Origin of the sequence: Zunongwangia endophytica (assembly GCF_030409505.1) — a bacterium.
Lineage (GTDB): Bacteria > Bacteroidota > Bacteroidia > Flavobacteriales > Flavobacteriaceae > Zunongwangia > Zunongwangia endophytica.
The window spans coordinates 1912113-1933986 of the sequence record NZ_JAUFPZ010000002.1; the positions used below are offsets into that span (position 1 = coordinate 1912113).

Here is a 21874-nt window from a genome sequence, read left to right on the forward strand (position 1 = left end):
ATTATTTATTCAGTTCTAAACTAGCCATAATAAAAGGACCTGTTCCCTTAGGATCGTTAGAACGAATTTCTTCATTCACATAATATTCAAAAGAAGCATCACGATACGGGTCTCCGCCAAGACCCGCTACCGCACAACATTGGTTTAAGTTCACAGTTCCGTCATCTTCAACAGTTACCAGATTATTTATTATTCCTTTGTATGTTTTTTCGGCTTCTTCTAAATATTTTTGAGAAAGGTATCCTTGGTTAGCTCCTTTAGCAAATGTGTATGCGAACATCGAAGATCCGGTAGCTTCTAAATAATTTCCATCTTGATCTCCCTTATCTAAAACCTGATACCAAAGTCCTGTTTCTTGATCCTGAACTTTTAGCAATGCTTCAGCATATTGGTTTAAATAACCGATTATTTTTTCTCTACCAGGGTGATCTTCTGGTAAATAGTCTAAAACATCTACCATCGCCATACCGTACCATCCCATTGCACGAGACCAAAAGTTAGGTGAAGTTCCGGTTTCATTATTCGCCCATTTCTGCTCTTTACTTTCATCCCAACCGTGATATAATAATCCAGTTTCTTTATCTAAAGTATGTTCCTGAATTAAATCAAACTGACGTACAATTTCATTATAAGCTTTTTCAGCTTTATCTCCTTCAGAAAACATTTTGGTGTACTGCGCATAAAAAGGTTCTGCCATGTACAATCCATCTAACCACATTTGATGTGTATAACGTTTTTTATGCCAAAAACCACCATCTGAAGTTTTTGGCTGGCCAGCAAGCTGCTTTCTCAAAGTGTCTGCCGCTTTTTTGAAACGTTCTTCTTTCGTTTTTGGATATAAATACAGCAAAACATCTCCAGACTTTATCATATCCAGATTATATTTTTCTATATCGTAGGTTTTTATGATACCATTTTCTTCGATAAGCTCATCTGCATAAGCATAAATATAATCGTAGTATTTTTCTTTTTGAGTTTGTTTATAAACGCGTTGAGCCGCTGTCAATACAAGTCCGTTTGTATAACTCCACCTCGGTTTATCTACAAAATCGAGTTTTGAAGCTTTTGGGAATCTTTTTATTTCTGAAAGCATCATGCGTTCAGACCATTTTAAATCTTCTGGAATTGCTTTTTCTGAAGTATTTTTATTGGAATCATTTTCTGCTGTTTCTGAAGTTTCATTATTTTCGTTCTTGCAGGAAAACATCATCAAAAACACCAAAACAAGAAACGCTGAGCTTATAACTATACTATATTCTTTTTTTTTCATCTTAGTCTAATTTTTCGTTTTCTTGAAGTGTGTTTAAATGCTTATCCAAACTGCTAATAAAATCTTCTTTATTTTCTATCCCATCCTTTTCCTGTTCCCAGGCTGCAAGTATGTAATATGCAACATCGCTCGTTGTTGGTTTAAAAATAATTAAATGATCATGTGGTCCCTCCTGAATTTTTTCTACTTCTGAAGTTTTATAAAAAATAGCCATTCCTAATTGATCTTCATCGCTCACTAAAGTTTGTGTGCCATAAGTTGCAATATATCCCCATTCTCCATTTTGGCTTTTCTTCTGCATTAAAGAAACATCATCAAATTTGACAATTCCTGTAGTTAATCCATCAATTTCAGCGGAAGGAGTTAAGCTAATTTTGCTAAACCTTCCTTCTGGGTAAATCGTAAATTTAGCATCAAGATCAATGGTATCTTCTCCGGTTTTCCATCCATCATAATCGATCATCACCGAAGAACTTGCAGAAGAATTTTCTACGGAAGCAATGGTTTTTTCAACATTTCTAAAATGCGCTACAGAATCGTTCATAAACCTTCCGTAACCGCCAAGACCTACAGATTTTCCAGCTTTAAGAATATCCTGTCCCCATCCTGAATCATGGTGATAATCCTCATAGTTTTCTTGGCCCACATAAGGTAAAACAACAGTGTCTGTTTTCTTCCCCCAAATATCTATCGCATTTCGCCAATCTAAATAAAATCTAAATCCAACCTGACTGTTTTCCCATCCCGGGCCTTCATACCGAATATAATACGCATGATCGCTATGACCTTCTGGCAACTCTAGCGATTCAACATTTTCGAAATCACCGCCGCCAAACTTTTTTGGTTCCCAGTCATCTCCTTTTCTAATGGAAAGTTCTGCGTAAGTTTTTGCATTTTTATCGGGCTTTTGCCAATTGGTTTCTTTGACTTCTTCTGTGGTTTCATTTTGATTGTCAGCTTCCTTTTTTTCTTCTTTACACGCGGTAAAAAATAAGGCTGAAGCCATAAATGTTGGTAGGATAATTCTCTTCATAATTGTTTTCGGTTTTTAGTTCTATAAATAGCCAAAGAGAAGCTTTAAAATTCAAAGCTTCTCTTCTGACTAACCAATCAACTTAAAAATAAAATCTAAACATGTACTAACTATTGATATGCCGGATTTTGTGGGAATTCATTATTTTGATTAAGATCCAACGCTGATTGAGGTATTGGTCTTAAAATTTTCAATTCTCCATTAGCTCCGTTGAAATTACCCGGTTCTACTAGGTAATGATACATTGAAGCTCTATCTACTAAAGTTCCCGTCCTTTTAAGGTCTAACCATCTGTGGTATTCACCTAAAAGTTCTCGACCTCTTTCATCTAAGATATAGTCAATATCAAAATCTGATAATGAAGCATCTTCTACTCCTGCTCGTTCTCTTACTTCATTCAATCTTGCCAGGCCAGTCGTTGCATCACCAGATTGCAGATAGGCTTCTGCAGCTACAAGATATGCTTCTGCAAGTCTAGAAATTACAATGTCATTCCTGTTTGTACTAATTCCGAAAGGTGCTTCTGGATCGTCGAATTTCTTAACTGGGATCGTTTGATAATCATTAGAAGGATTTACTGAAGGCACATAACTTCCGTAATCATGATATACTGCATCTGGATGCTCTTCTAAATAAGCTTCCTTAAAATCATCATTATCATTCCAACTTGCCTCATAATAATGTTGTACCGGTAAACCTTCGTAATCATCGGTTTCATAAAAAGCAAAATATGGATCGTATACTTCAGTCATAAAAGTTGTATACCATCTATCATCATCTTCTGTAAATAGATCTATCGCGTATTGTGTAGGACATAGCGTATACGTTCTGTAAGGTGCTTCACCAGCTATTTCCGATCCTCCTTGATATGGGCCAAAATACGAAGATTGTCTATGTCCTAATTCAAAAGGATCTGTACTAACAGAACTTTCGTCGTACTGCACTGAAAATATAGTTCCTTGTTTAATGGTATAATCAGGAGTCCAAAGTTCAGCAAAAGAAAGACTTAATTCTTCCCCATTTATGGCCGCATCTGCATACTCTGCTGCCTGCGTAAAATCAGCTGAACTTCCAAAATCTTCGTACGCTCTGGTAAGATATACCTTCGCTAATAGATCCATAACTGCTCTTTTATTTATTCTCCCGTTATATGGATCATCGTTTACCATATCAAGACTCTCTTCCAACTCAGCTATAATAAAACTATAAACATCTTCCGCTGAATTACGATCAAATTCTAGCTTACGTTCTTGTATATAATCTGTGATTAAAGCAACATCACCGTAAGTTTGAACCAGTAAAAAATACGAATTTGCTCTTAAAAACTTTATAGCTCCAATTTGTTGAGATAGTTCTGGAGATTGCTCTGTTAAATCACCATAGTAAACTCCCATATTAGCAGTTTGTATAGCTTTATAACAAACATTATATAAGTGCCCTACACCATTAGAGTTAGAATTAAGTTGCGTATAACGACTTAAACCCGGTGGTTCATTCTCACGACCTTCAGCATACATATCTGTTCCTGCAGCGAAAAGCCAAGGCTCACCTCCATAAATTTCTCTTAAGAATCCATAATTAGCATTTACCAGCAAATTATATCCTTCAGTTGTTAAATAAAAATCTGTTGTTTCGTTGGATCTATTATCTTCTTCTAAATAATCCTGACATGATATCAAAATCATGGAAAATAATAGAAAGCTGATTTTATATATTTTGTTCATCTTCTAAAAATTTAAATTAAATCCTAACTGATATGTAATCGAACTAGGCCTACCAGTATTTAAAGATGCTCCGGCCCACTCTGGATCATATCCCTCATAATCTGTAAACACAAATGGATTTAAAACATTTGCATAAACTCTCAATTTCTTCAGGTTCAAATTATCTAGCATTTTATCAGATATATTATATCCTAAACCAATGTTTTTGACCTTTACGAAAGATGCTTCATGATAATATCCAACTCCATCATTTCTCCAAAAAGAACCTTCATTTCTTGCCTGTGGATATGTATTTGATACTTGTGCAGGAATACCCGCACCGTTTTCTGGAATATACCAATTTAAGTCTAGTTTTTGGCGACCACGATCTCTTACATCTGCAAAGTTAGAGTGGAAATTACTGTACACCAACACTCCTTGATTAGTGATTAACGATGCTGATAAATCCCAGTTTTTATATCTAAAATTGGTAAATAAACTCCCTGACCAATCTGGATTTGAAGATCCAAGAATAATTCTATCTTCTGGAGTATACCGGCCATCATTATTAACATCTACCAATTTCTCCTGTCCTTCTTCCATTCCATAACCGGCAGCTTCGTCCACTTCATCTGCCTGCCAGATACCATTAAACTTATAATTATAATGCGCATCTATAGACTCCCCTATAAACAAGTTATTACCAATATCATCTACCTGATCCTGACCGTAAATCGATTCGATAGCATTTACGTTTCTAGTAAAGGTGAAATTTGTGGTCCAGCTAAAATCTGATGTTTGAATGTTTCTGGTTGTTAATGCAATCTCTACCCCTTTATTACTTACTGAGCCTATATTTGCTGTAATATTATCCCATCCACTTTCCAATGGCAATTGTTGTTCTAATAATAGATCGTCTGAAAGTTTATCGTAATAATCTACACTACCCTCTATTCTATTATTCAGGAATCCAAAATCTATCCCAAAATTAACTTCTCTGGTTTTTTCCCACTTTAAAAATGGATTAGCTAAAGAACCCGGCACCCAACCCGTGGTTACCTGACCGCCGAAATCATAGAAATATCGAGAATCTAAAGTATTTATAGTTGAATATGGAGCAATAATATTATTTCCTGTAAATCCATAACTTACTCTCAACTTAAGGGTTGAAATAGCATCTACATCTTTAAGAAAATTTTCCTGCTTTAGCTTCCATGCTAATGCTCCAGAAAAAAAGCTATCCCAGTTATCTGCTAGCAAAGACGAGCCATCCCATCTAGCAGAAGCGGTTAGTAAATACTTATCCATAAGCGAATAATTGGCTCTTAAAGCATAAGATGCCAGCGTTTGCTTCTGGTAATTAGAATTCATATCATAAGTACCAGGATCACCACTACCGATGTTATAGAATTTAGTTTCAAATGGAATTCTTCTGGCAGACTGAGAAGATGTTTCTCCTTCGGCAGAATAAAGACTAAATAATCCAAGTAAGTTTACGTTATGATCTTCGTTAAACTGATGATTTATATTGAACTGGTTATCCCATGTATAATTGAAATTTTCTCCATTCTGGATTTCAGCCGAAGGTAAATTATCATTATCAATACCTACTGAAGTTTGTGCACCCCAAGATCTTCCAATTCTGTAATTTTCAATTCCTGTTGAAAAAGTTGTTTTCAATTCTAACCACTCTAAAGGATCATATTGAAAATAAGTACTGGAAAGAATATTCCAGCTTTTATTAACATCGGTAGTATTATTTATATTCAGAATAGGATTATACGTACTTGTTTTATTGATTAAAAAGTTTCCGTCATTATCCTGAAGTTTTCCTGGTAATGGATAAAGTTCACCATCCAATCCATACGGACTCAAATAAGGGTTTAATCTAAATGCATCACGCATGGCGACATCACTACCGAAGTTTTGTTCCAATAAAGTAATCGTAAGATTAGTACCGTAAGATACTTTGTCCGTTACCTGATGATTAATACCTAATTTAAGAGTATATTTTTCTAAACTCTCATTTTCGATATTTCCGGTCTCTTTTTGATAACCCAAACCTAAGTTATAACCAACTCCATTATCTGATCTTCCTGAAACATTTAGATAATGATTTTGTTGAATTCCTGTTTTAAGAACCTCATCGTACCAATCAAAAGACTCACCATTAGCTACTCTATTGAATAATTCTGAATTATTACCACCACCTGAAACCGCATCTCTTAGCGTTTCTGGTGTAACTGTTCCCGTTAACGGATCTTTGGCTGCGGTTGGTAAGTAAGCCGATTGATGATATCCCCACCATTTTTCCGGAGACATTAATTCAGGCAAACGAGTAACCTCACGTACACCAACAAAATTATCGAAAGAAACATTGAAGCCAGCTTTAGCTCCCGCTCCGTCCTTAGTGGATATAATCACTACTCCGTTTGAACCTCTTGAACCATAAATCGCAGTAGATGATGCATCCTTCAAGATATCCATTCGCTCAATATCCTGAGGATTCAAAAAATCAATGCTATTTGTAGGCACTCCATCTACAACATATAAAGGAGAAACATTCCCGCTAATAGAATTTTTACCTCGAATGGTAATATCAAAACCATCTCCAATTCTACCGGTAGAATTGCTAATCTGTACTCCGGGAACATTACCCTGTAAGGCCTCTAGAGGATTGGTCATATTCCTTTCAGCTAAGTCTTCACCTCCTACTGTTCCTACAGATCCTGTTAAATCTGTCTTTTTCACCTTTCCGTAACCAACAACTACAACATCACTTAATGCCTGAACATCGTCCTGCATTTGAATATCTATAGTTGATCTGCCATCCACTTCAATCGTTTTCGTTGTAAAGCCTATATAACTTACAGTTAGTGTCGCATCTGATGGAGCTTCAATTGTAAAATTTCCATCAAAATCTGATACCGTAGCGTAATTTGTTCCTTCCACAAAAATATTCACTCCCGAAAGAGGAATACCATCTGCTTCAGAGCTTACGGTACCGGATATTGTTTTTAAATCCTGCGCATAAATTTCATTGGAAATTCCAATGGACAGGATTAAAAAAAACATCGTTAGATAATTTCTAAAGTTCGTTTTCATTATTCATACAAGTATTTAGAATTAGTATTCGATTAGTTACATATTTCAAGTCTGATTCCTATTTCATTTTTGAACCGTTTATAGTTACATTTTCGTAATTAACAGGATCAGCATCGGTGATTTTTGTAGCAGTTTCTGCTCCTTTAATGGTTATATTCTTAAGATTAATGTTCGAAATTTTCGAGCCCTCACGTCCAATAATTAAGATTCCATATTTTCCTGCATTCTCTACATTAATGTCTTCTAGATAGATATTAGAAATATTTGGAAAGAACTCGCCCTCTTGGTTATCATAAATTCCGTAATGAAGATTTACTTTAAGCATAGCTTCTTTCACCTGTCCTACTTCAATATTTTTAACATAAACTCCATCCACAAAACCACCTCTTAGAGTGTTTGTTTTTATACGAATCGCACGATCTAAGTTGGGACTATCCATGATACAATTTCTTACATAAACGTTACGAACACCGGCAGAAATTTCACTTCCCATAACAACACCTCCGTGACCATCCTTCATATTACAATCTTCAACAACGATATTTTCACTAGGAATAGCGACACGCCTTCCATCATTATTTCGGCCAGATTTAATAGCTATACAATCATCCCCTGTGTTAAATAAACAATTTTTAATATGTACATTTTTTGCGTATTCTGGATCACATCCATCGTTATTAGGGCCATGACTATTAACGGTTACACCATCTACAGTTACGTTATTTGATTTGATAGGATGAATTACCCAAAAAGGGGCGTTAGTAAAAGTTACATCCTTAACTAGAACGTTTTCGCAACCAAAAGGCTGAAAAAATGTTGGACGCAATTGGTGTCCCTCTCCAAAATTTCGTTCTGAAACTGGCGTATTTTTTTCATTCATTTTTCTTAGTGCGGGTAAATTGTGATCTTGCTTTTGATGCGCCTCACCTTCCTTATGTCCATAACGCTCTGCACCAGACCATGGCCACCAGTTATCATTGTCGGCCTGGCCATCAAATGTTCCTTTACCAGTAACAGCAATATTTTCCTGTTCGTAAGCATAGATTAAAGGCGAATAATTCATTAATTCTACACCTTCATAAGAGGTATGAACTGCCGGCAGATAATCTTTTGCATCTTTACTGAATAAAACCTCTGAGCCTTCGTTTAAATGTAAATTCACATTACTTTTTAGATGAATAGGACCTGTAAGAAATTTTCCTTCAGGAACTATAACTTTACCTCCCCCTGCTTCATTACAAGCTGCAATCGCCTTTTTAAATGCTTCAGAATTATTAGTTGTACCATCTGCAACCGCTCCGTATTCTGTAATATCAAACAATTGATCTTTGAACTGAGGCACTGTAATATCTGCGATAATTTTATCTGCTTTCTTCCAAATATCAGTTTCTGATATTTCGTTTTCCATATTGTCCTTCTTATTCTTTTCAGAATGAGTTTTACAGGCCATAAAAGCCGTAATAATCGTAAAAACTAAGAGCAGTTTTTTCATATAATTATCTTTAACACGTTTTGTAATCGATTGCACTAAAATATAAAACCTTTATCAATTAACATAATTTATAGTCTTAAAACTAAGAAAAACTAAAAATCCTAGCTAACGAAATGTAGTATTGGTATTATTAAAGCTTATTAATTGCGAAGTTGAATTAGAAATCAATAATATTAGAAACCGAATATCTGGAGGTCTCTTCTTTGGATAATTTTTTCGCCCATTTCACTCGGTCGCCATCGGCTCCAGGGCCCTGAGAGTTTGAATAACAGTATTTCACCTAAATGCAATTTTATTATAATTCAAATAAATTCAGAACTTACATTTTGTAATCGATTGCACTAAATTATGTATTTATTATCAATAACCAAATAAAAACTTAAAAAATATGATAAAATATAAAAAATGTTTTTCCCTATTATCATTTAACTAAGCCTAATGGCTTTATATTACTAATATCGGAATCATTCTGTTTTAATTGTTATTCCTATATTGTGCCACGTAAAGCAAGAACTGTAACCTTTAAAAGTGAATCCCTGAATGGCAGAGAAAGTTACTATTTATGACATTTCCAAAAAGCTAAAAATTAGTGCAGCAACTGTTTCTAGAGCGTTGAATGACAATCCTAAAATTAGTCAGAAAACTCGGGAATTGGTTATGGAAACGGCAGCAGCGATGAATTATAAGCAAAATCGACTTGCCCAAGCATTAAAAAGCGGCCGTACAAATAATGTAGGGGTTATCGTTCCGTATATAAATCGCAGTTTTTTCTCTAGTGTGATACGTGGTATTGAAGAAGAATTATCACCACACGGTTATCATGTAATTATCTGTCAAACGCATGAAGATGTTCGTAATGAGGTTAAACAAATTGACACATTACTAAACACTCAGGTAGATGGTATTTTTATGTCTGTTGCAAAAACCACACAGGATACGTCGCACATAAAAAAAACAATTGCAGAAAATACTCCGCTAATTTTCTTTGACCGTAAAAAGGATGTAGAAGGTTTAAGCTCGGTAGTAATAGACGATTTCAAAGGAGGTTATTTAGCTACCGAACATCTTATAAACCAAGGTTGTAAAAAAATAGCTCACTTTTCTGGAGATTTAAATTTAGAAATTTATAAGAATAGACACGAAGGTTATATAAAAGCCCTCAGGGATCACAAGATTACACCTTTAAAAAGATTTAGTGTTCAGGTAAATAGTAAACTGGAATCTGGTGCGTCAGCAATTAAAGATTTATGGGAGTTTGATGAAAAGCCCGATGCAATATTTTCTTCTAGTGATTATGCGGCTTTAGGTGCAATCCAAGAATTAAAAGCAAATGGAATTAAAATACCTGAAGAAGTATGTGTGGTTGGTTTCAGTAACGAGCCATTTACAAAATACATGGAATTACCGATTACCTCTGTCGATCAAACGCCACTTGAAATGGGTAAGATTGCAGCTCAGGTTTTCTTAGAACAAACGAAAGAGAGCCAGACACTTACTACAGAAAAGAAAGTTGTGCTGGCTCCCGAGCTTTATGTTAGAGATTCTTCTAATAGAAAATTATAAAGAAACTCCACGTTTCCACGGAATAAAGTCATTTTGGTTATTTTGATCTGCTTTTGAGGTAATCTCCCCACTAGCGACATCAATTATATATTCCAAAATTTCTTCTCCCATCTCTTCGATCGTTTTTTCTCCCTTAATCACAGCTCCGCTATCTATATCGATAATATCAGGCATTCGAGCTGCTAAAATTGAGTTTGATGAAAGCTTAATTACAGGCGTTATTGGATTTCCTGTTGGCGTACCCAAACCTGTGGTGAAAACAACCACATTTGCGCCAGAACCTACCATAGCTGTTGTACTTTCAACATCGTTCCCCGGTGTGCACAATAAATTTAATCCTGGTTTAGTCACATATTCTCCGTAATCCAAAATATCCTGAATAGGTGATGTTCCTCCTTTTTTGGCAGCTCCGGCAGATTTCATAGCATCAGTTATCAAACCGTCTTTAATGTTACCGGGAGACGGATTCATATCGAAACCAGATCCAGAAGCTTCAGCCGCATCTTCATAAGCTCGCATTAATTCAAGAAAACGCTTGGCTTTTTCATCATCAACAATTCTATTTACCAATTCCTGTTCAACCCCGCACAATTCAGGAAATTCAGATAAAATAGGTGAACCTCCTAAGGCTGCCAATAAATCTGACGCGTAACCTAATGAAGGATTTGCTGAAATTCCTGAAAATCCATCAGATCCACCACATTCTAAACCTAATTTAAGTTTTGATAACGGTGCTGGTTTTCGTTGAATTTCGTTTGCTTTTTTAATACCCTGAAAAGATTCTTGGATAATTTTATTCAGCATATCATCAATAGTTCCCTCCTGCTGCTGCTCGTAAATTAATACCGGCTTTTTCAAATCTGGATTTATAGCATCCAGTGCATTCTGAAAAATATCTATTTGTAAATTCTGGCATCCTAAACTTAGCACAGTTGCTCCCGCAACATTTGGATTATTTACGTATCCCGCTAAAAGTTTAGATAAAGAAACAGCATCTTGGCGTATACCACCGCAACCTCCTTGATGGGTTATAAAACGAACATTTACATTACTAAAAACCTCTTCTTCCTTTTCAGTTTCTTCTTCATTAAAATCTATATCGTTACCACTAATTAGATTTCTCAATAATTTTCGCTGCTTGGTAGACTTATGAAGTGATAATTCTTTTTCAAAAACATCTTTCAATAATTCCACATTTCGATTTTCGCAAAAAACTAAAGGAAAAAATAACCACGTATTCGCTGTGCCTACCTGACCATCTTCACGATGATAGCCCATAAAGGTTTTGTCCTTCCATTTAGAAATGTCTGGCTTTTTGTAGCTTGGACTTTCGGTTTTGCCGGTAGTTGTACTCGCTTGATGCTTTACATTATCTACTGTAAGTACGTCCCCTCTCTTAATGCTGCTAGTCGCTTTTCCTACCAACACGCCATACATAAAAATTTTACTTTCAGGTTCTAGATCAACCATCGTAATTTTATGCTTCGCTTTAACATCAGAAAGTATGATTACATCTTCGCCCTCAAAATTTATCTTATCACCCTGCCAAAGATCTATCAAGGCAATAGCTACATTATCGTCTGGATGTACTTTAATTAATTTATTCTTCATTTCTCCTAAGTTTTAAGCTGAATAAGTACTAGATTGTAGCTTTTTCAGTAAAATTTTTATATCCTTCCTCTATACCTTTAGTTTCAATCAATTCTAAAGCTAAGGCAATGTTGTCTTGTAAACCTGGAACTTTTGTTAGATCGCTGTCCCAAAATTTTTCGTTTTTCAATATTTCTCCGCTAATTTCCTGATAACTGTGCATTTCCCAAACTCTTTTGAGTTCAGCAACAACCGCATCATCATCATTAATCGGCAAAGTATGATTATTCCATTCGCCTCTATAAAATCTTATTAAACAAGCGAATGCAAAAGTAAGATGCAAAGGTAATCGATTGCAATCTTTCTGAAAAGCTAATAAACTAGGTAAGACTCTAACTTTAAATTTTGAAATTGAATTTAAAGCGATACTTGCTAATTGGTGCTTAATAAAAGGATTTCTAAAACGGTCTAAAACTTCTTCAGCAAAAGCTTTCAGCTCCTCTTCAGATAATGATAGTGTTGGGATTATTTCTTTAAAAATTGCTTCTTTTACAAAGGCTCCCGTAAAGTCATGATCTACAGTTTCTTTAACGGTTTCATTTCCGAAGAGAATAGAAAAAGGAACCATAGTGGTGTGCGCGCCGTTTAAAATTCGAACTTTTCTGGTTCGATAGGGCTGCATATCTTTTACTACGATAATATTTTCTTCAATTTTATCAAATGGAATCTTTGCTTTTAAAGTTTCTCCTCCTTCGATTACCCAAAGTAAAAATACTTCTGCGGAAACAATCAATTTATCTTCAAACTGAAGTTCACTTTGATATGCATCAATATCAGCTTTAGGATACCCAGGAACAATTCGATCTACTAAGGTGTTGTGAAAACTATTACTGTTATTGATCCAAGCTACGAAATCGGCTTCTAATTTCCATAATTCTGCATATTGAAGTATAATTTTCTTTAAGGTATCGGCATTATAATTAATCAACTCGCAAGGAATAATCGTTAATCCTTTAGCTGAATCTCCGTTAAAATGTTTAAATCTTCTATATAAAAGTGCTGTCAATTTAGCAGGAAAACTTTTGTGCGGTGTTCCTTCTAATGTATCGCTTTCATCGTAAGCAATACCTGCTTCTGTAGTATTAGAAATCACGAATTCTAAAGCTTCTTCTTCAGCTAATTTTAAGTAATCTTCGTAATTTTTATAAGGATTTATTCCTTTTTGAATACAGGAAATTGTTCGTTGCTCCTGAATTTCCTTGCCCTGCTTCACTCCTTTCATAAACAGGTTATATAACCCATCCTGCTCATTCAGCATTTCTACAAGTCCGCCGGCTAAAGGTTGAATTACAGCAACCCCAGCATTAAAATCGGCTTCTTTATTTAATTTATCAATCACAAAATCTACAAAGGCTCTCAAAAAGTTTCCTTCGCCAAACTGCACTACCTTTATTGGTAGCGTCGATGTAAGATTTGCGTTTTTTCGGTTCAATTTTTCCATGTTAAAATCTTATTTTATTCAAATAATTTTGGCAGCCAAAGGCTAATTTCTGGGATATAAGTCACTAATAATAAAACAATAAACATAACCACGTACAATGGTAACAAGGGTTTCATTACTTTTTGGATGGTCGTCTTCGCTACTCCTACCCCAATAAAGAGTACGGCTCCTACTGGCGGTGTACATAATCCAACACATAAATTCATTACCATAATCATCCCGAAATGCACAGGATCTACACCTAAATTCTGCATAACAGGAAGTAAAATTGGTGTAAAAATTAATACGGCTGGCGTCATATCCATAAACGTTCCTACAAAAAGTAAGAGCAAATTGATTATAATAAGAATAACATATTTATTCTCGCTTAAGCCTAATAGTAGATCGCTAACGGTCTGCGGAATGTTTTCAAAAGACATTACCCAGCTCATACTCATAGAGGTTGCTATAAGTAATAATACAATTGAAGTGGTTCCTACTGAACTTAGGAAAATATTATATAGTTTTTTGAGGTTTATTTCACGGTAGATTGTCGCTAGAATCAAAGTATAAAGCACAGCAATTCCTGAAGCTTCTGTAGCTGTAAAGATTCCGGAAACAATTCCTCCAATAACTACTACCAATAATAACAAACTTGGTAAAGCATCAAGAAAACTAACTGTAATTAGCTTAAAGCTAGATTTGGTTCCCGGAGGATATTTCTTCTTTTTTATCCATACTGAAGCAACTAGCATTAACGCCAATCCCATTAAAATACCCGGAATATATCCCGCTAAAAATAAACTCGCAATAGAAACGCCACCACTAGCTAACGAATACACAATTAGCACGTTTGAAGGTGGAATAATCAATCCCGTTGTCGATGCAGTTACATTTATCGCAGCTCCAAATTCTTTAGAATAGTTCTCTTTCTCCATTGGCGGTCCTAAGATCCCTCCAATAGCAGAAGCGGCCGCAACTGCAGATCCAGAAATAGCTCCAAATAACATGGCAGCAATCACATTTACATAGATTAAACCACCGGGCAAGGAGCCAATCAAAGCTTTCGCAAATTTAATTAAGCGATTCGCGATTCCCCCCTGATTCATTATTTGTCCCGCCAGAATAAAAAACGGAATCGCCAATAGCGAAAAGCTATCTAGGCCTGTGGCCATGCGTTGGGATACTGTAGTAAATGAAGCGATTGGATCGATAGAAAATAAAATCGTAACCAAACATGAAATTCCAATAGACCATGCTACAGGCACTCCTATACTTAATAAGATCACGAAAGAAATGACCAAAATGAGTATTTCTGTAATCATAATAAGTATTTTTTAGGATTAAAAATTTCGTTCAACTTATAAATTATAATCAGCGCACCGCTTAGTGGTATTACTGTATATACTACAGATAATGGCAGATGTAATGCTGCTGAATCCTGCCCTAGTTCTATATTCATTAATACTAAATTTCCTCCTCCGATGATCAATACCGTCACACAGAAAAGAATGATCAGGATATTTATAAAAATCATTAATTTAATTCTGTTGTCTGGGTTTAATTTAGGTGGTAAAATATTGATTGCTAAATGCTCCTGTTGTCCAGAGGCATAAGCCGCTCCTAATAAACCAATCCAAATCAATAAATACCGGGCAATTTCCTCGGTTACTGAACTTGGGTTTTGTAAAACGTACCTTGAAAAAACCTGCCATAAAACGGCAATTACTATCAAAGTCATTAAAAACACCAAAAACCCTCCCAGTAGTTTGTCTAATACTTTTTTCATAATTCTATTGTACAGCTTGTATTGCTTCTATTGTTTTTTCCATTACCGGGTCCTCTTTAAATTTTTCGTACATAGGCTCTACCTTTTCACGAAATATTTCTTTATCTGGATAGGTAACTTTTACTCCCGCTTTTTTAATTTCTTCTAAAGCATGCTGTTCGGCTTCGTGCCAGATTTTTTTCTCATATTCGGCAGATTCCATAGCGGCTTCTTTCAACCACTTTTGTTCCTGCTCATTCAATTTATCCCAGATAATAGTACTCACTATTAATTCGTCTGGCAATGCTGTATGCTCATCGACCATAAAATATTTACATACTTCGTAATGGTAAGAAAGATAGAAACTAGGTAAATTATTTTCCGCGCCATCTACGATACCTTGTTGTAGTGCCGTGTAAAGTTCTCCCCAACTAATTGGTGTTGGAGAACCACCAAGATTTTTTACCATATTGATCGCGGTTTGACTTTCCATCACCCTCACTTTTAGTCCTTTTAAATCTTGAGGTGTATTTAAAGGTTTAGTGCTATAAAAACTTCTACTTCCGGCATCGTAAAACGTAAGACCTCTCAAACGATTTCGTTCACTAGCTAGCAAAAGATCTTGTCCTATTTTACCTTCTAAGACATTGAAACGATGATCGCGATCTCTAAATAAAAATGGTAAGCCGAAAACTTTCAGCTCTGGTGCAAAGTTCTCGAGAACTCCGGTAGAAACCTTTGTCATTCCTAAACTCCCTATCTGCAACAACTCAAGACATTCCCTTTCAGACCCTAATTGCTGATTGGGATAAATATCAATAGTCATCGATCCTCCAGATTTTTCCTCCAACCGATCGGCCATAAACTTCATAGCCTTATGCACTGGATGAGAAGTATCAAGCCCGTGTCCCAGGCGTATTACTTTTGTCTGATCTTCCGAATGGCAGCCTGCTAATAGCAACAGACTGCATAACGAAAAATAAAACAAGTATTTTTTTCCTATTATCTTCATTATCTTAATGATTCAACAATATTTATGGCTTCTTCAACTTTTGCCTGAACTTTTTGTAGATCAAATTTTCCATCTTCATTTTTAATGAAAAGTTTAGATCCGATCCCTACACAGTGAACACCGGCAGAAAACCATTCTTGTAGGTTCTCTTTAGTGGGCGAGACACCACCTGTAGGCATAATACTTGCCCAGGGTAAAGGCCCTTTAACCGCTTTCACAAATGAAGGCCCACCAACCTGAGAGCCCGGGAAGATCTTTACAACCTCTGCTCCCAATTCTTCAGCATAATTTATCTCTGTTACTGAACCGCATCCTGGCATCCAAGCCACTTTCCTACGATTACAGGTTTTAGCCATTTCAGCATTAACCAAAGGAGAAACAATAAAGTTTGTACCCAACTGAAGATAAAGTGCACTCGTACCAGCATCGATTACCGAACCTACACCAAGCATCATACCTGGCAATTCTTTCACAGCATACTTTACTAATTCACCAAAAACCTCATGAGCGAAATCACCGCGATTGGTAAATTCGAAGACACGAGCTCCGCCATCATAACAGGCTTTTAAAATTTCTTTACAAGTTTGTGTATCAGAATGGTAAAAAACCGGAACTATTCCTGTCTCTTTCATCTGTTGCACTACCGCTATTCTTGAATATGTTGCCATTTAATAATGGTTATAAGTTAAATTATTTCCTATTTGTAGATTTTCAGTTCTAATTTAATACAGAATTTATTCAAGTTATTATCAGCATGAAATTCTAAAATAAATTGAAGAAAATCTTGTGTCTTTTATCAAAAAACTACCTTTTAATTCTTCCACCCGTACTTCCGTCAATCACTTCTAATACTTCTTCAGGGCTTACTAAATTAGCATCTCCTAAAATAGTATGTTTTAATGCACAAGCTGCATTTGCAAAGTTTAACGCCTGCTGATCTTCAAAATGAATCAAACCATAAATTAGTCCGGCTGCATAAGCATCTCCGGTTCCTATACGATCAATAACATCTGTAATTTCTAATTCTTTCGTTTCGATATATTCGTCACCTATCCAGGCTCTACCATAAACTTTTTGCCAACTAGCGCTTACACCGGTTCTTACCTTATCGAAAACTTTTTCTATAGAAGGACATTCTTTGATTAAAGCTTTACTCGCCTCGATAAATCCATCTTTAGAGAAATCGAAATCAGTTTTAAGAATTTCATTTATTTCGTTTACTCCACCAATAAATATAGTAGATAAGTTTACCAGCTCTTTAAGCACTTCGAAACCATCTTTGCCATATTTCCAAAGGTTACTACGGTAAGCAGGATCTGCAGTAATAGTTAATCCCTTAGCTCTCGCTTTTTCGAGTCCGATTTTTAAAGTTTTATAAGCCCCCTCTGAAATTGCCGGAGAAATACCCGTCCAGTGTAAAAGACCGGCATCATCTAAAATGTTATCCCAATTTACAGAATCTGGTGTTATATTAGCGAAGCTTCCATGTAAACGATTGTATGCGATTTTACTAGCACGCATTCCAGAACCCACCTCTAAAAAATAAAGGCCTAACGGGTAATCTACTTTATTTACCGCAGAAACATCAATTCCGAATTTTCGCATAGCGGTGATCGCTGCATCCCCCACTAAATCGTTTGAAACATTAGTTACTTGTTGCGTTTTTTCTCCAAAATAAGAGAGTGAAGCCGCGACATTCATTTCAGTTCCTCCAAAATAAAAATCCATGGAAGAAGCCTGCGGAAGCTTTCTGTTTTCCGCAGGCGATAATCGCATTAAAACTTCCCCGAAGGAAACGATCTTTTTATGTTGATTTGATTTCTTCATCTAAAAATTGAAATAATCATTGGCATTTCCGTAGCAAATATTAGAAATAGTTTTTCCAACTAATTCCATGTCTTCCGGTAGTTCTCCCGAAGCTATTTCTTTTCCGAAGAGATTACATAACACTCTTCTAAAATATTCGTGTCTTGGGAAAGAAAGAAAACTTCTAGAGTCGGTTAACATTCCAATAAAACAGCTAATTAATCCCATATTAGAAAGTGCATTCATCTGTCTTTCCATACCATCTTTCTGGTCTAAAAACCACCAACCAGAACCTAACTGTACTTTTCCTTTTACACTACCGTCATTAAAATTACCAATCATTGTGGCAAAAATCTCGTTATCGGAAGGATTAAGATTGTATAAAATGGTTTTGGTTAATTTATCTTTTCCGTCGAGCGTGTCTAAAAATTTAGAAAGCTTTTCAGCCTGATTATAATCCCCAATAGAATCCCAACCTGTATCTGGCCCTAATTGCGCCAACATACGTTTGTTGTTATTACGAAGCGCTCCTAAATGGAATTGCTGTACCCATCCATATTGATGATAAGTCTCACCTAAAAATAAAAGTATGGCAGTTTTAAATTTCTCTATATCACCAAATGAGATTTCTTTTCCTGCAAGTTTACTTTTAAATACAGCGTTTACTTCAGCTTCTGTGAATTCCTCATAGCTCATAGAATTTAACCCATGATCACATAATTTGCATCCATTTTCATCGAAATATTGAATACGCTTTAAAAGTGCATCTTTTAGATCCTGAAAACTCTGAATATCTATCTCGGCAACTTTACCTAATTCTTTCAAGTAATCGGTATAACCATCTGCATCAATTAAAATTGATTTGTCTGGACGAAAAGCTGTACTAACTTTTACCCCGATATTTTGTTCTTTAATGGTTTGATGATGTTTTAAGTTGTCTGTTGGATCTTCTGTAGTACATAAAGTTTCTACATTCATCTTATTCAACAAACCTCTACAAGAATTTTCTTTCTGTTGAAGTTGCGCATTTACATTTTCATAAATTGAAGAAGCATTTTTTTCATTTAGCAACTCCTCAATCCCGAAATAACGTTTTAACTCTAAATGCGTCCAGTGATATAACGGGTTTCTAAGTGTATGCGGAACTGTTTTCCCCCACGCCTCAAACTTTTCTTTATCACTTGCATCGCCGGTAATAAACTTTTCGTTTATCCCTAAAGTTCGCATCGCACGCCACTTATAGTGATCCCCTGCCAACCACACTTTAGAAATATTTTCGAATTGTGTATCGGCAGCGATCTGCGCTGGAGGTAAATGATTATGGTAATCGATAATTGGTTGATCTTTTGCATAAGAATGATACAGCTCTTCTGCATACTTATTCTCTAAAAGGAAATTATCGGTTATAAATGTTTTTGTACTCATTTTTCTTATTTTCAATATTTTGAGAAAAATTATCTTCCCATCCAGCCGCCATCTACGGTCACGATACTACCACTCATATAATCACTAGCTTCTGAAGCTAAAAATATAGTGGGACCTTTGAAGTCTTTTGGTTCACCCCAACGTCCTGCCGGTATTCTGGCTAATATAGCTTCGCTTCTTTCCTCATTATCTCGCAAAGCCTGAGTGTTATCTGTAGCAATGTAACCAGGAGCAATTGCATTAACCTGAACGCCTTTGCCAGCCCATTCGTTAGAAAAAGCCATCGTCAATTGACCAATTGCACCTTTAGAAGCAGCATAACCAGGAACGGTAATTCCGCCTTGGAAGGTTAACAACGAAGCGGTAAAAATCACTTTACCGTGACCACGCTCAATCATTTCTTTTCCTATTTCCCGAGTTAAAATGAATTGCGCATTTTGGTTTACTTCAATCACTTTATCCCAATATTCGTCTGGATGCTCTGCTGCAGGCTTACGCATTATCGTACCCGCGTTATTGATTAAAATATCTATTTGTGGATTTTCAGATTTTGCTTTCTCAATAAATGCATAAAGTGATTTTCTATCTGAAAAATCACACTGATATCCTGTAAAATCTTTTCCTATTTCTTTGATTCGCTTTTCGATTGCCGAACCTTCTAATTCTAAAGAAGCAGAAACTCCAAGAATATTTGCTCCGGCTTCTGCTAAGGCTTCTGCCATGGCAAAACCTATCCCACGTTTACATCCGGTTACTAAAGCTGTTTTTCCTTCTAAACTAAATAAACTCATAATTGCTTCTTATTTAAGTTCGTCTGGAGTTACTTTATCCATATCTCCGTAATCTAAATTCTCACCTGCCATTCCCCAAATAAACGTATAGTTTGAAGTTCCTGCACCGGCGTGAATAGACCATTCCGGAGAAATAATGGCTTGGTGATTTTTCATAAATACGTGACGAGTTTCATGAGGTTGTCCCATAAAGTGGCTAATGGTTTGCCCTTCTTCTAAATCGAAGTAAAAATAAACTTCCATTCTACGCTCGTGCGTGTGTGGTGGCATTGTGTTCCATACTGAACCTTCTTGAAGTTCTGTCATCCCCATTTGAAGCTGACAAGTTTCTACCACGCTATTGACGATTAATTTATTAATCACACGTTTGTTCGAAGTTTTACTATCTCCCAACTCAACGATCTCTGCCTCTGCTCTAGTTACTTTTTTGGTAGGATTTACTCTATGTGCAGGCGCCGAATTAATATAAAAATAAGGCTGCTCGTCTGTAGCTTCGAAAATTACCTCTTTAGATCCTCTACCTACGTAAATAGCTTCACGATGACCAATTTCATAAACTTCACCATCCACGGTTACTTTACCTTTACCACCTACATTTATAACCCCTAATTCACGACGATCTAGAAAGTTTTCTGCTTTTAACTCGTCGATAGGTTCCAATTTCAAAGCTTTATCAACCGGAAATGCACCCCCTGCTATATAGCGGTCATACATGGTATAGGTTAATTTTATTTCATCTTTTACAAACAGCTCCGGAATAAGAAAATGTTTACGAAGTTCTTCTGTTGTATATCTTTTCACATCTTCGGGATGATGTGCATATCTAAATTCTGATGTTGTCATAATTTTAGTTATTTTCTGATTTTGTATGGTAAAAGAGCAAGTTATTCAAAATTATTGAAAATTGCATCCCGGACTAGCCTGAGAAATATTTGATACTAATTTAGAATTATGCAATCGATTACACAAATTATTCTTCTCTTTTTTTAGTAAAGATTTAATATAATCTTAGTTTAGAAATTATTTATTAAACTCCACTAAACGCATTAAAGCCACCATCGATAGGAATTACTGTTCCAGTGACGAAAGCTGAGGCGTTGCTAGCTAACCATACCGCAGCGCCCTGCAATTCTTCTGGTTCTCCAAAACGTCCCATAGGAGTTTGATTCACAATTCTTTGTCCGCGGCTGGTTAAAGAACCATCTTCGTTTAATAATAGATCTCGGTTTTGTTCCCCTACGAAAAATCCAGGGGCGATAGCATTTACGCGCAAACCTTCGCCATACTTATGATTCATTTCTACGGAAAGCCATTTAGTAAAATTATCTATCGCTGCTTTAGAAGCTGAATAACCCATCACTCGAGTAATTGTTCGCTGCGCTGCCATAGAAGAGATGTTTATGATACTTCCCTTTTTCTGTTTTACCATTTCTTCAGCAAAAACAAGTGTTGGTAATACGGTTCCGTTGAAGTTCAATTGATTTACACCATCTAAGGCTTCCATAGAAAGATCAAAAAATTCCTGATCTGGAGTAATCACCGCGCCTTTTTTATTTCCGCCGGCGCCATTTACCAGGATATCAATACTTCCCCATTCCGAAAGTACTTTTTCCTTTGCGCTTTTTAAACTTGATCTATCCAAAACATCAGCGACCAAGGCTAGAGCTTCTCCTCCATTATTTTTAATTTCTTCAACTCTACTATTAACTGTTTCTTTCGTTCTACCCAAAATGGCCACTTTAGCGCCGTTTTTGGATAAACCATGAGCGATTGCTCCGCCTAAAACTCCGTTTCCTCCAGTAACAATAGCTACTTTTCCGTTTAATTCAAACATAT

Annotated in this window: 18 protein-coding genes; 1 reads left to right on the top strand and 17 read right to left on the bottom strand. The window is 35.9% G+C overall.

The window, feature by feature from the left end:
- Window position 1 precedes the first annotated feature (1 nt).
- From QWY91_RS08340 to QWY91_RS08365, 6 genes are all read right to left on the bottom strand, one after another.
- On the bottom strand, window positions 2-1270 hold the full coding sequence (locus tag QWY91_RS08340) for a glycoside hydrolase family 88/105 protein (RefSeq protein WP_290233687.1): 1269 nt from the start codon (window positions 1268-1270) through the stop codon (window positions 2-4).
- 1 nt (window position 1271) lies between these two features.
- Window positions 1272-2303 (bottom strand): DUF4861 family protein, encoded by a 1032-nt coding sequence (locus QWY91_RS08345; RefSeq protein ID WP_290233688.1) that lies wholly within the window; start codon window positions 2301-2303, stop codon window positions 1272-1274.
- Between the two features lie 110 nt (window positions 2304-2413).
- Window positions 2414-4027, bottom strand: a complete 1614-nt coding sequence (locus QWY91_RS08350; protein ID WP_290233690.1) for a RagB/SusD family nutrient uptake outer membrane protein — start codon at window positions 4025-4027, stop codon at window positions 2414-2416.
- Between the two features lie 3 nt (window positions 4028-4030).
- Entirely contained in the window at window positions 4031-7111 is a 3081-nt protein-coding gene (locus QWY91_RS08355) for a SusC/RagA family TonB-linked outer membrane protein (RefSeq protein WP_290233692.1), read from the bottom strand.
- A 58-nt stretch (window positions 7112-7169) separates the two neighbouring features.
- Window positions 7170-8603 (bottom strand): glycoside hydrolase family 28 protein, encoded by a 1434-nt coding sequence (locus tag QWY91_RS08360; RefSeq protein WP_290233695.1) that lies wholly within the window; start codon window positions 8601-8603, stop codon window positions 7170-7172.
- Between the two features lie 157 nt (window positions 8604-8760).
- Entirely contained in the window at window positions 8761-8883 is a 123-nt protein-coding gene (locus QWY91_RS08365; protein WP_290233696.1) for a hypothetical protein, read from the bottom strand.
- A gap of 260 nt (window positions 8884-9143) precedes the next feature.
- On the opposite strand from QWY91_RS08365, the gene QWY91_RS08370 reads away from it, so the two are divergent.
- Window positions 9144-10166 carry a LacI family DNA-binding transcriptional regulator gene (locus tag QWY91_RS08370; RefSeq protein WP_290233701.1) on the top strand — a complete coding sequence of 341 codons (1023 nt, stop codon included), beginning with the start codon at window positions 9144-9146 and terminating at the stop codon, window positions 10164-10166.
- Here the strand turns inward: QWY91_RS08370 and QWY91_RS08375 are convergent.
- The 11 genes from QWY91_RS08375 to QWY91_RS08425 form a co-directional block, all read right to left on the bottom strand.
- Window positions 10161-11777, bottom strand: coding sequence for a UxaA family hydrolase (locus QWY91_RS08375; RefSeq protein WP_290233704.1), 1617 nt, complete (start codon window positions 11775-11777; stop codon window positions 10161-10163). The two genes, QWY91_RS08370 and QWY91_RS08375, sit on opposite strands and share 6 nt — an antisense overlap.
- 28 nt (window positions 11778-11805) lie before the next feature.
- On the bottom strand, window positions 11806-13257 hold the full coding sequence (locus QWY91_RS08380) for a tagaturonate reductase (protein ID WP_290233706.1): 1452 nt from the start codon (window positions 13255-13257) through the stop codon (window positions 11806-11808).
- Between the two features lie 14 nt (window positions 13258-13271).
- The gene (locus QWY91_RS08385) at window positions 13272-14561 is read right to left on the bottom strand and encodes a TRAP transporter large permease (RefSeq protein ID WP_290233709.1); all 1290 of its coding nucleotides are present in this window, start codon (window positions 14559-14561) and stop codon (window positions 13272-13274) included.
- A complete protein-coding gene (locus QWY91_RS08390) occupies window positions 14558-15025 on the bottom strand; it encodes a TRAP transporter small permease (protein WP_290233712.1) in 468 nt (155 codons plus the stop codon). The genes QWY91_RS08385 and QWY91_RS08390 overlap by 4 nt, the downstream gene beginning before the upstream one ends.
- 4 nt (window positions 15026-15029) lie before the next feature.
- Complete coding sequence (locus QWY91_RS08395; protein ID WP_290233713.1) at window positions 15030-16016, bottom strand: TRAP transporter substrate-binding protein; 987 nt, start codon at window positions 16014-16016, stop codon at window positions 15030-15032.
- Complete coding sequence (locus QWY91_RS08400; protein ID WP_290233716.1) at window positions 16016-16684, bottom strand: bifunctional 4-hydroxy-2-oxoglutarate aldolase/2-dehydro-3-deoxy-phosphogluconate aldolase; 669 nt, start codon at window positions 16682-16684, stop codon at window positions 16016-16018. Before QWY91_RS08400 ends, QWY91_RS08395 begins: the two co-directional genes overlap by 1 nt.
- A gap of 136 nt (window positions 16685-16820) precedes the next feature.
- A complete protein-coding gene (locus tag QWY91_RS08405) occupies window positions 16821-17843 on the bottom strand; it encodes a sugar kinase (RefSeq protein WP_290233717.1) in 1023 nt (340 codons plus the stop codon).
- Window positions 17844-19247, bottom strand: a complete 1404-nt coding sequence (gene uxaC / locus QWY91_RS08410; protein ID WP_290233722.1) for a glucuronate isomerase — start codon at window positions 19245-19247, stop codon at window positions 17844-17846.
- 29 nt (window positions 19248-19276) lie between these two features.
- Entirely contained in the window at window positions 19277-20041 is a 765-nt protein-coding gene (locus QWY91_RS08415; protein WP_290237073.1) for an SDR family NAD(P)-dependent oxidoreductase, read from the bottom strand.
- A 6-nt stretch (window positions 20042-20047) separates the two neighbouring features.
- Window positions 20048-20881: a 5-dehydro-4-deoxy-D-glucuronate isomerase gene (kduI, locus tag QWY91_RS08420; protein ID WP_290233725.1), complete on the bottom strand. Its 834-nt coding sequence runs from the start codon at window positions 20879-20881 to the stop codon at window positions 20048-20050.
- 184 nt (window positions 20882-21065) lie between these two features.
- Window positions 21066-21872 carry an SDR family oxidoreductase gene (locus tag QWY91_RS08425; protein ID WP_290233726.1) on the bottom strand — a complete coding sequence of 269 codons (807 nt, stop codon included), beginning with the start codon at window positions 21870-21872 and terminating at the stop codon, window positions 21066-21068.
- Window positions 21873-21874 lie beyond the last annotated feature (2 nt).

Bases quoted from the DNA above. Each gene is read 5' to 3' on its own strand.
- QWY91_RS08405 (WP_290233717.1), bottom strand. From the start codon at position 17,843: ATGAAGAAATCAAATCAACATAAAAAGATCGTTTCCTTCGGGGAAGTT.
- QWY91_RS08380 (WP_290233706.1), bottom strand. From the start codon at position 13,257: ATGGAAAAATTGAACCGAAAAAACGCAAATCTTACATCGACGCTACCA.
- QWY91_RS08425 (WP_290233726.1), bottom strand. From the start codon at position 21,872: ATGTTTGAATTAAACGGAAAAGTAGCTATTGTTACTGGAGGAAACGGA.
- QWY91_RS08345 (WP_290233688.1), bottom strand. From the start codon at position 2,303: ATGAAGAGAATTATCCTACCAACATTTATGGCTTCAGCCTTATTTTTT.
- uxaC (WP_290233722.1), bottom strand. From the start codon at position 19,247: ATGAGTACAAAAACATTTATAACCGATAATTTCCTTTTAGAGAATAAG.
- QWY91_RS08355 (WP_290233692.1), bottom strand. From the start codon at position 7,111: ATGAAAACGAACTTTAGAAATTATCTAACGATGTTTTTTTTAATCCTG.
- QWY91_RS08370 (WP_290233701.1), top strand. From the start codon at position 9,144: ATGGCAGAGAAAGTTACTATTTATGACATTTCCAAAAAGCTAAAAATT.
- QWY91_RS08385 (WP_290233709.1), bottom strand. From the start codon at position 14,561: ATGATTACAGAAATACTCATTTTGGTCATTTCTTTCGTGATCTTATTA.
- QWY91_RS08340 (WP_290233687.1), bottom strand. From the start codon at position 1,270: ATGAAAAAAAAAGAATATAGTATAGTTATAAGCTCAGCGTTTCTTGTT.
- QWY91_RS08395 (WP_290233713.1), bottom strand. From the start codon at position 16,016: ATGAAGATAATAGGAAAAAAATACTTGTTTTATTTTTCGTTATGCAGT.
- QWY91_RS08360 (WP_290233695.1), bottom strand. From the start codon at position 8,603: ATGAAAAAACTGCTCTTAGTTTTTACGATTATTACGGCTTTTATGGCC.
- QWY91_RS08375 (WP_290233704.1), bottom strand. From the start codon at position 11,777: ATGAAGAATAAATTAATTAAAGTACATCCAGACGATAATGTAGCTATT.
- QWY91_RS08390 (WP_290233712.1), bottom strand. From the start codon at position 15,025: ATGAAAAAAGTATTAGACAAACTACTGGGAGGGTTTTTGGTGTTTTTA.
- QWY91_RS08400 (WP_290233716.1), bottom strand. From the start codon at position 16,684: ATGGCAACATATTCAAGAATAGCGGTAGTGCAACAGATGAAAGAGACA.
- kduI (WP_290233725.1), bottom strand. From the start codon at position 20,881: ATGACAACATCAGAATTTAGATATGCACATCATCCCGAAGATGTGAAA.
- QWY91_RS08350 (WP_290233690.1), bottom strand. From the start codon at position 4,027: ATGAACAAAATATATAAAATCAGCTTTCTATTATTTTCCATGATTTTG.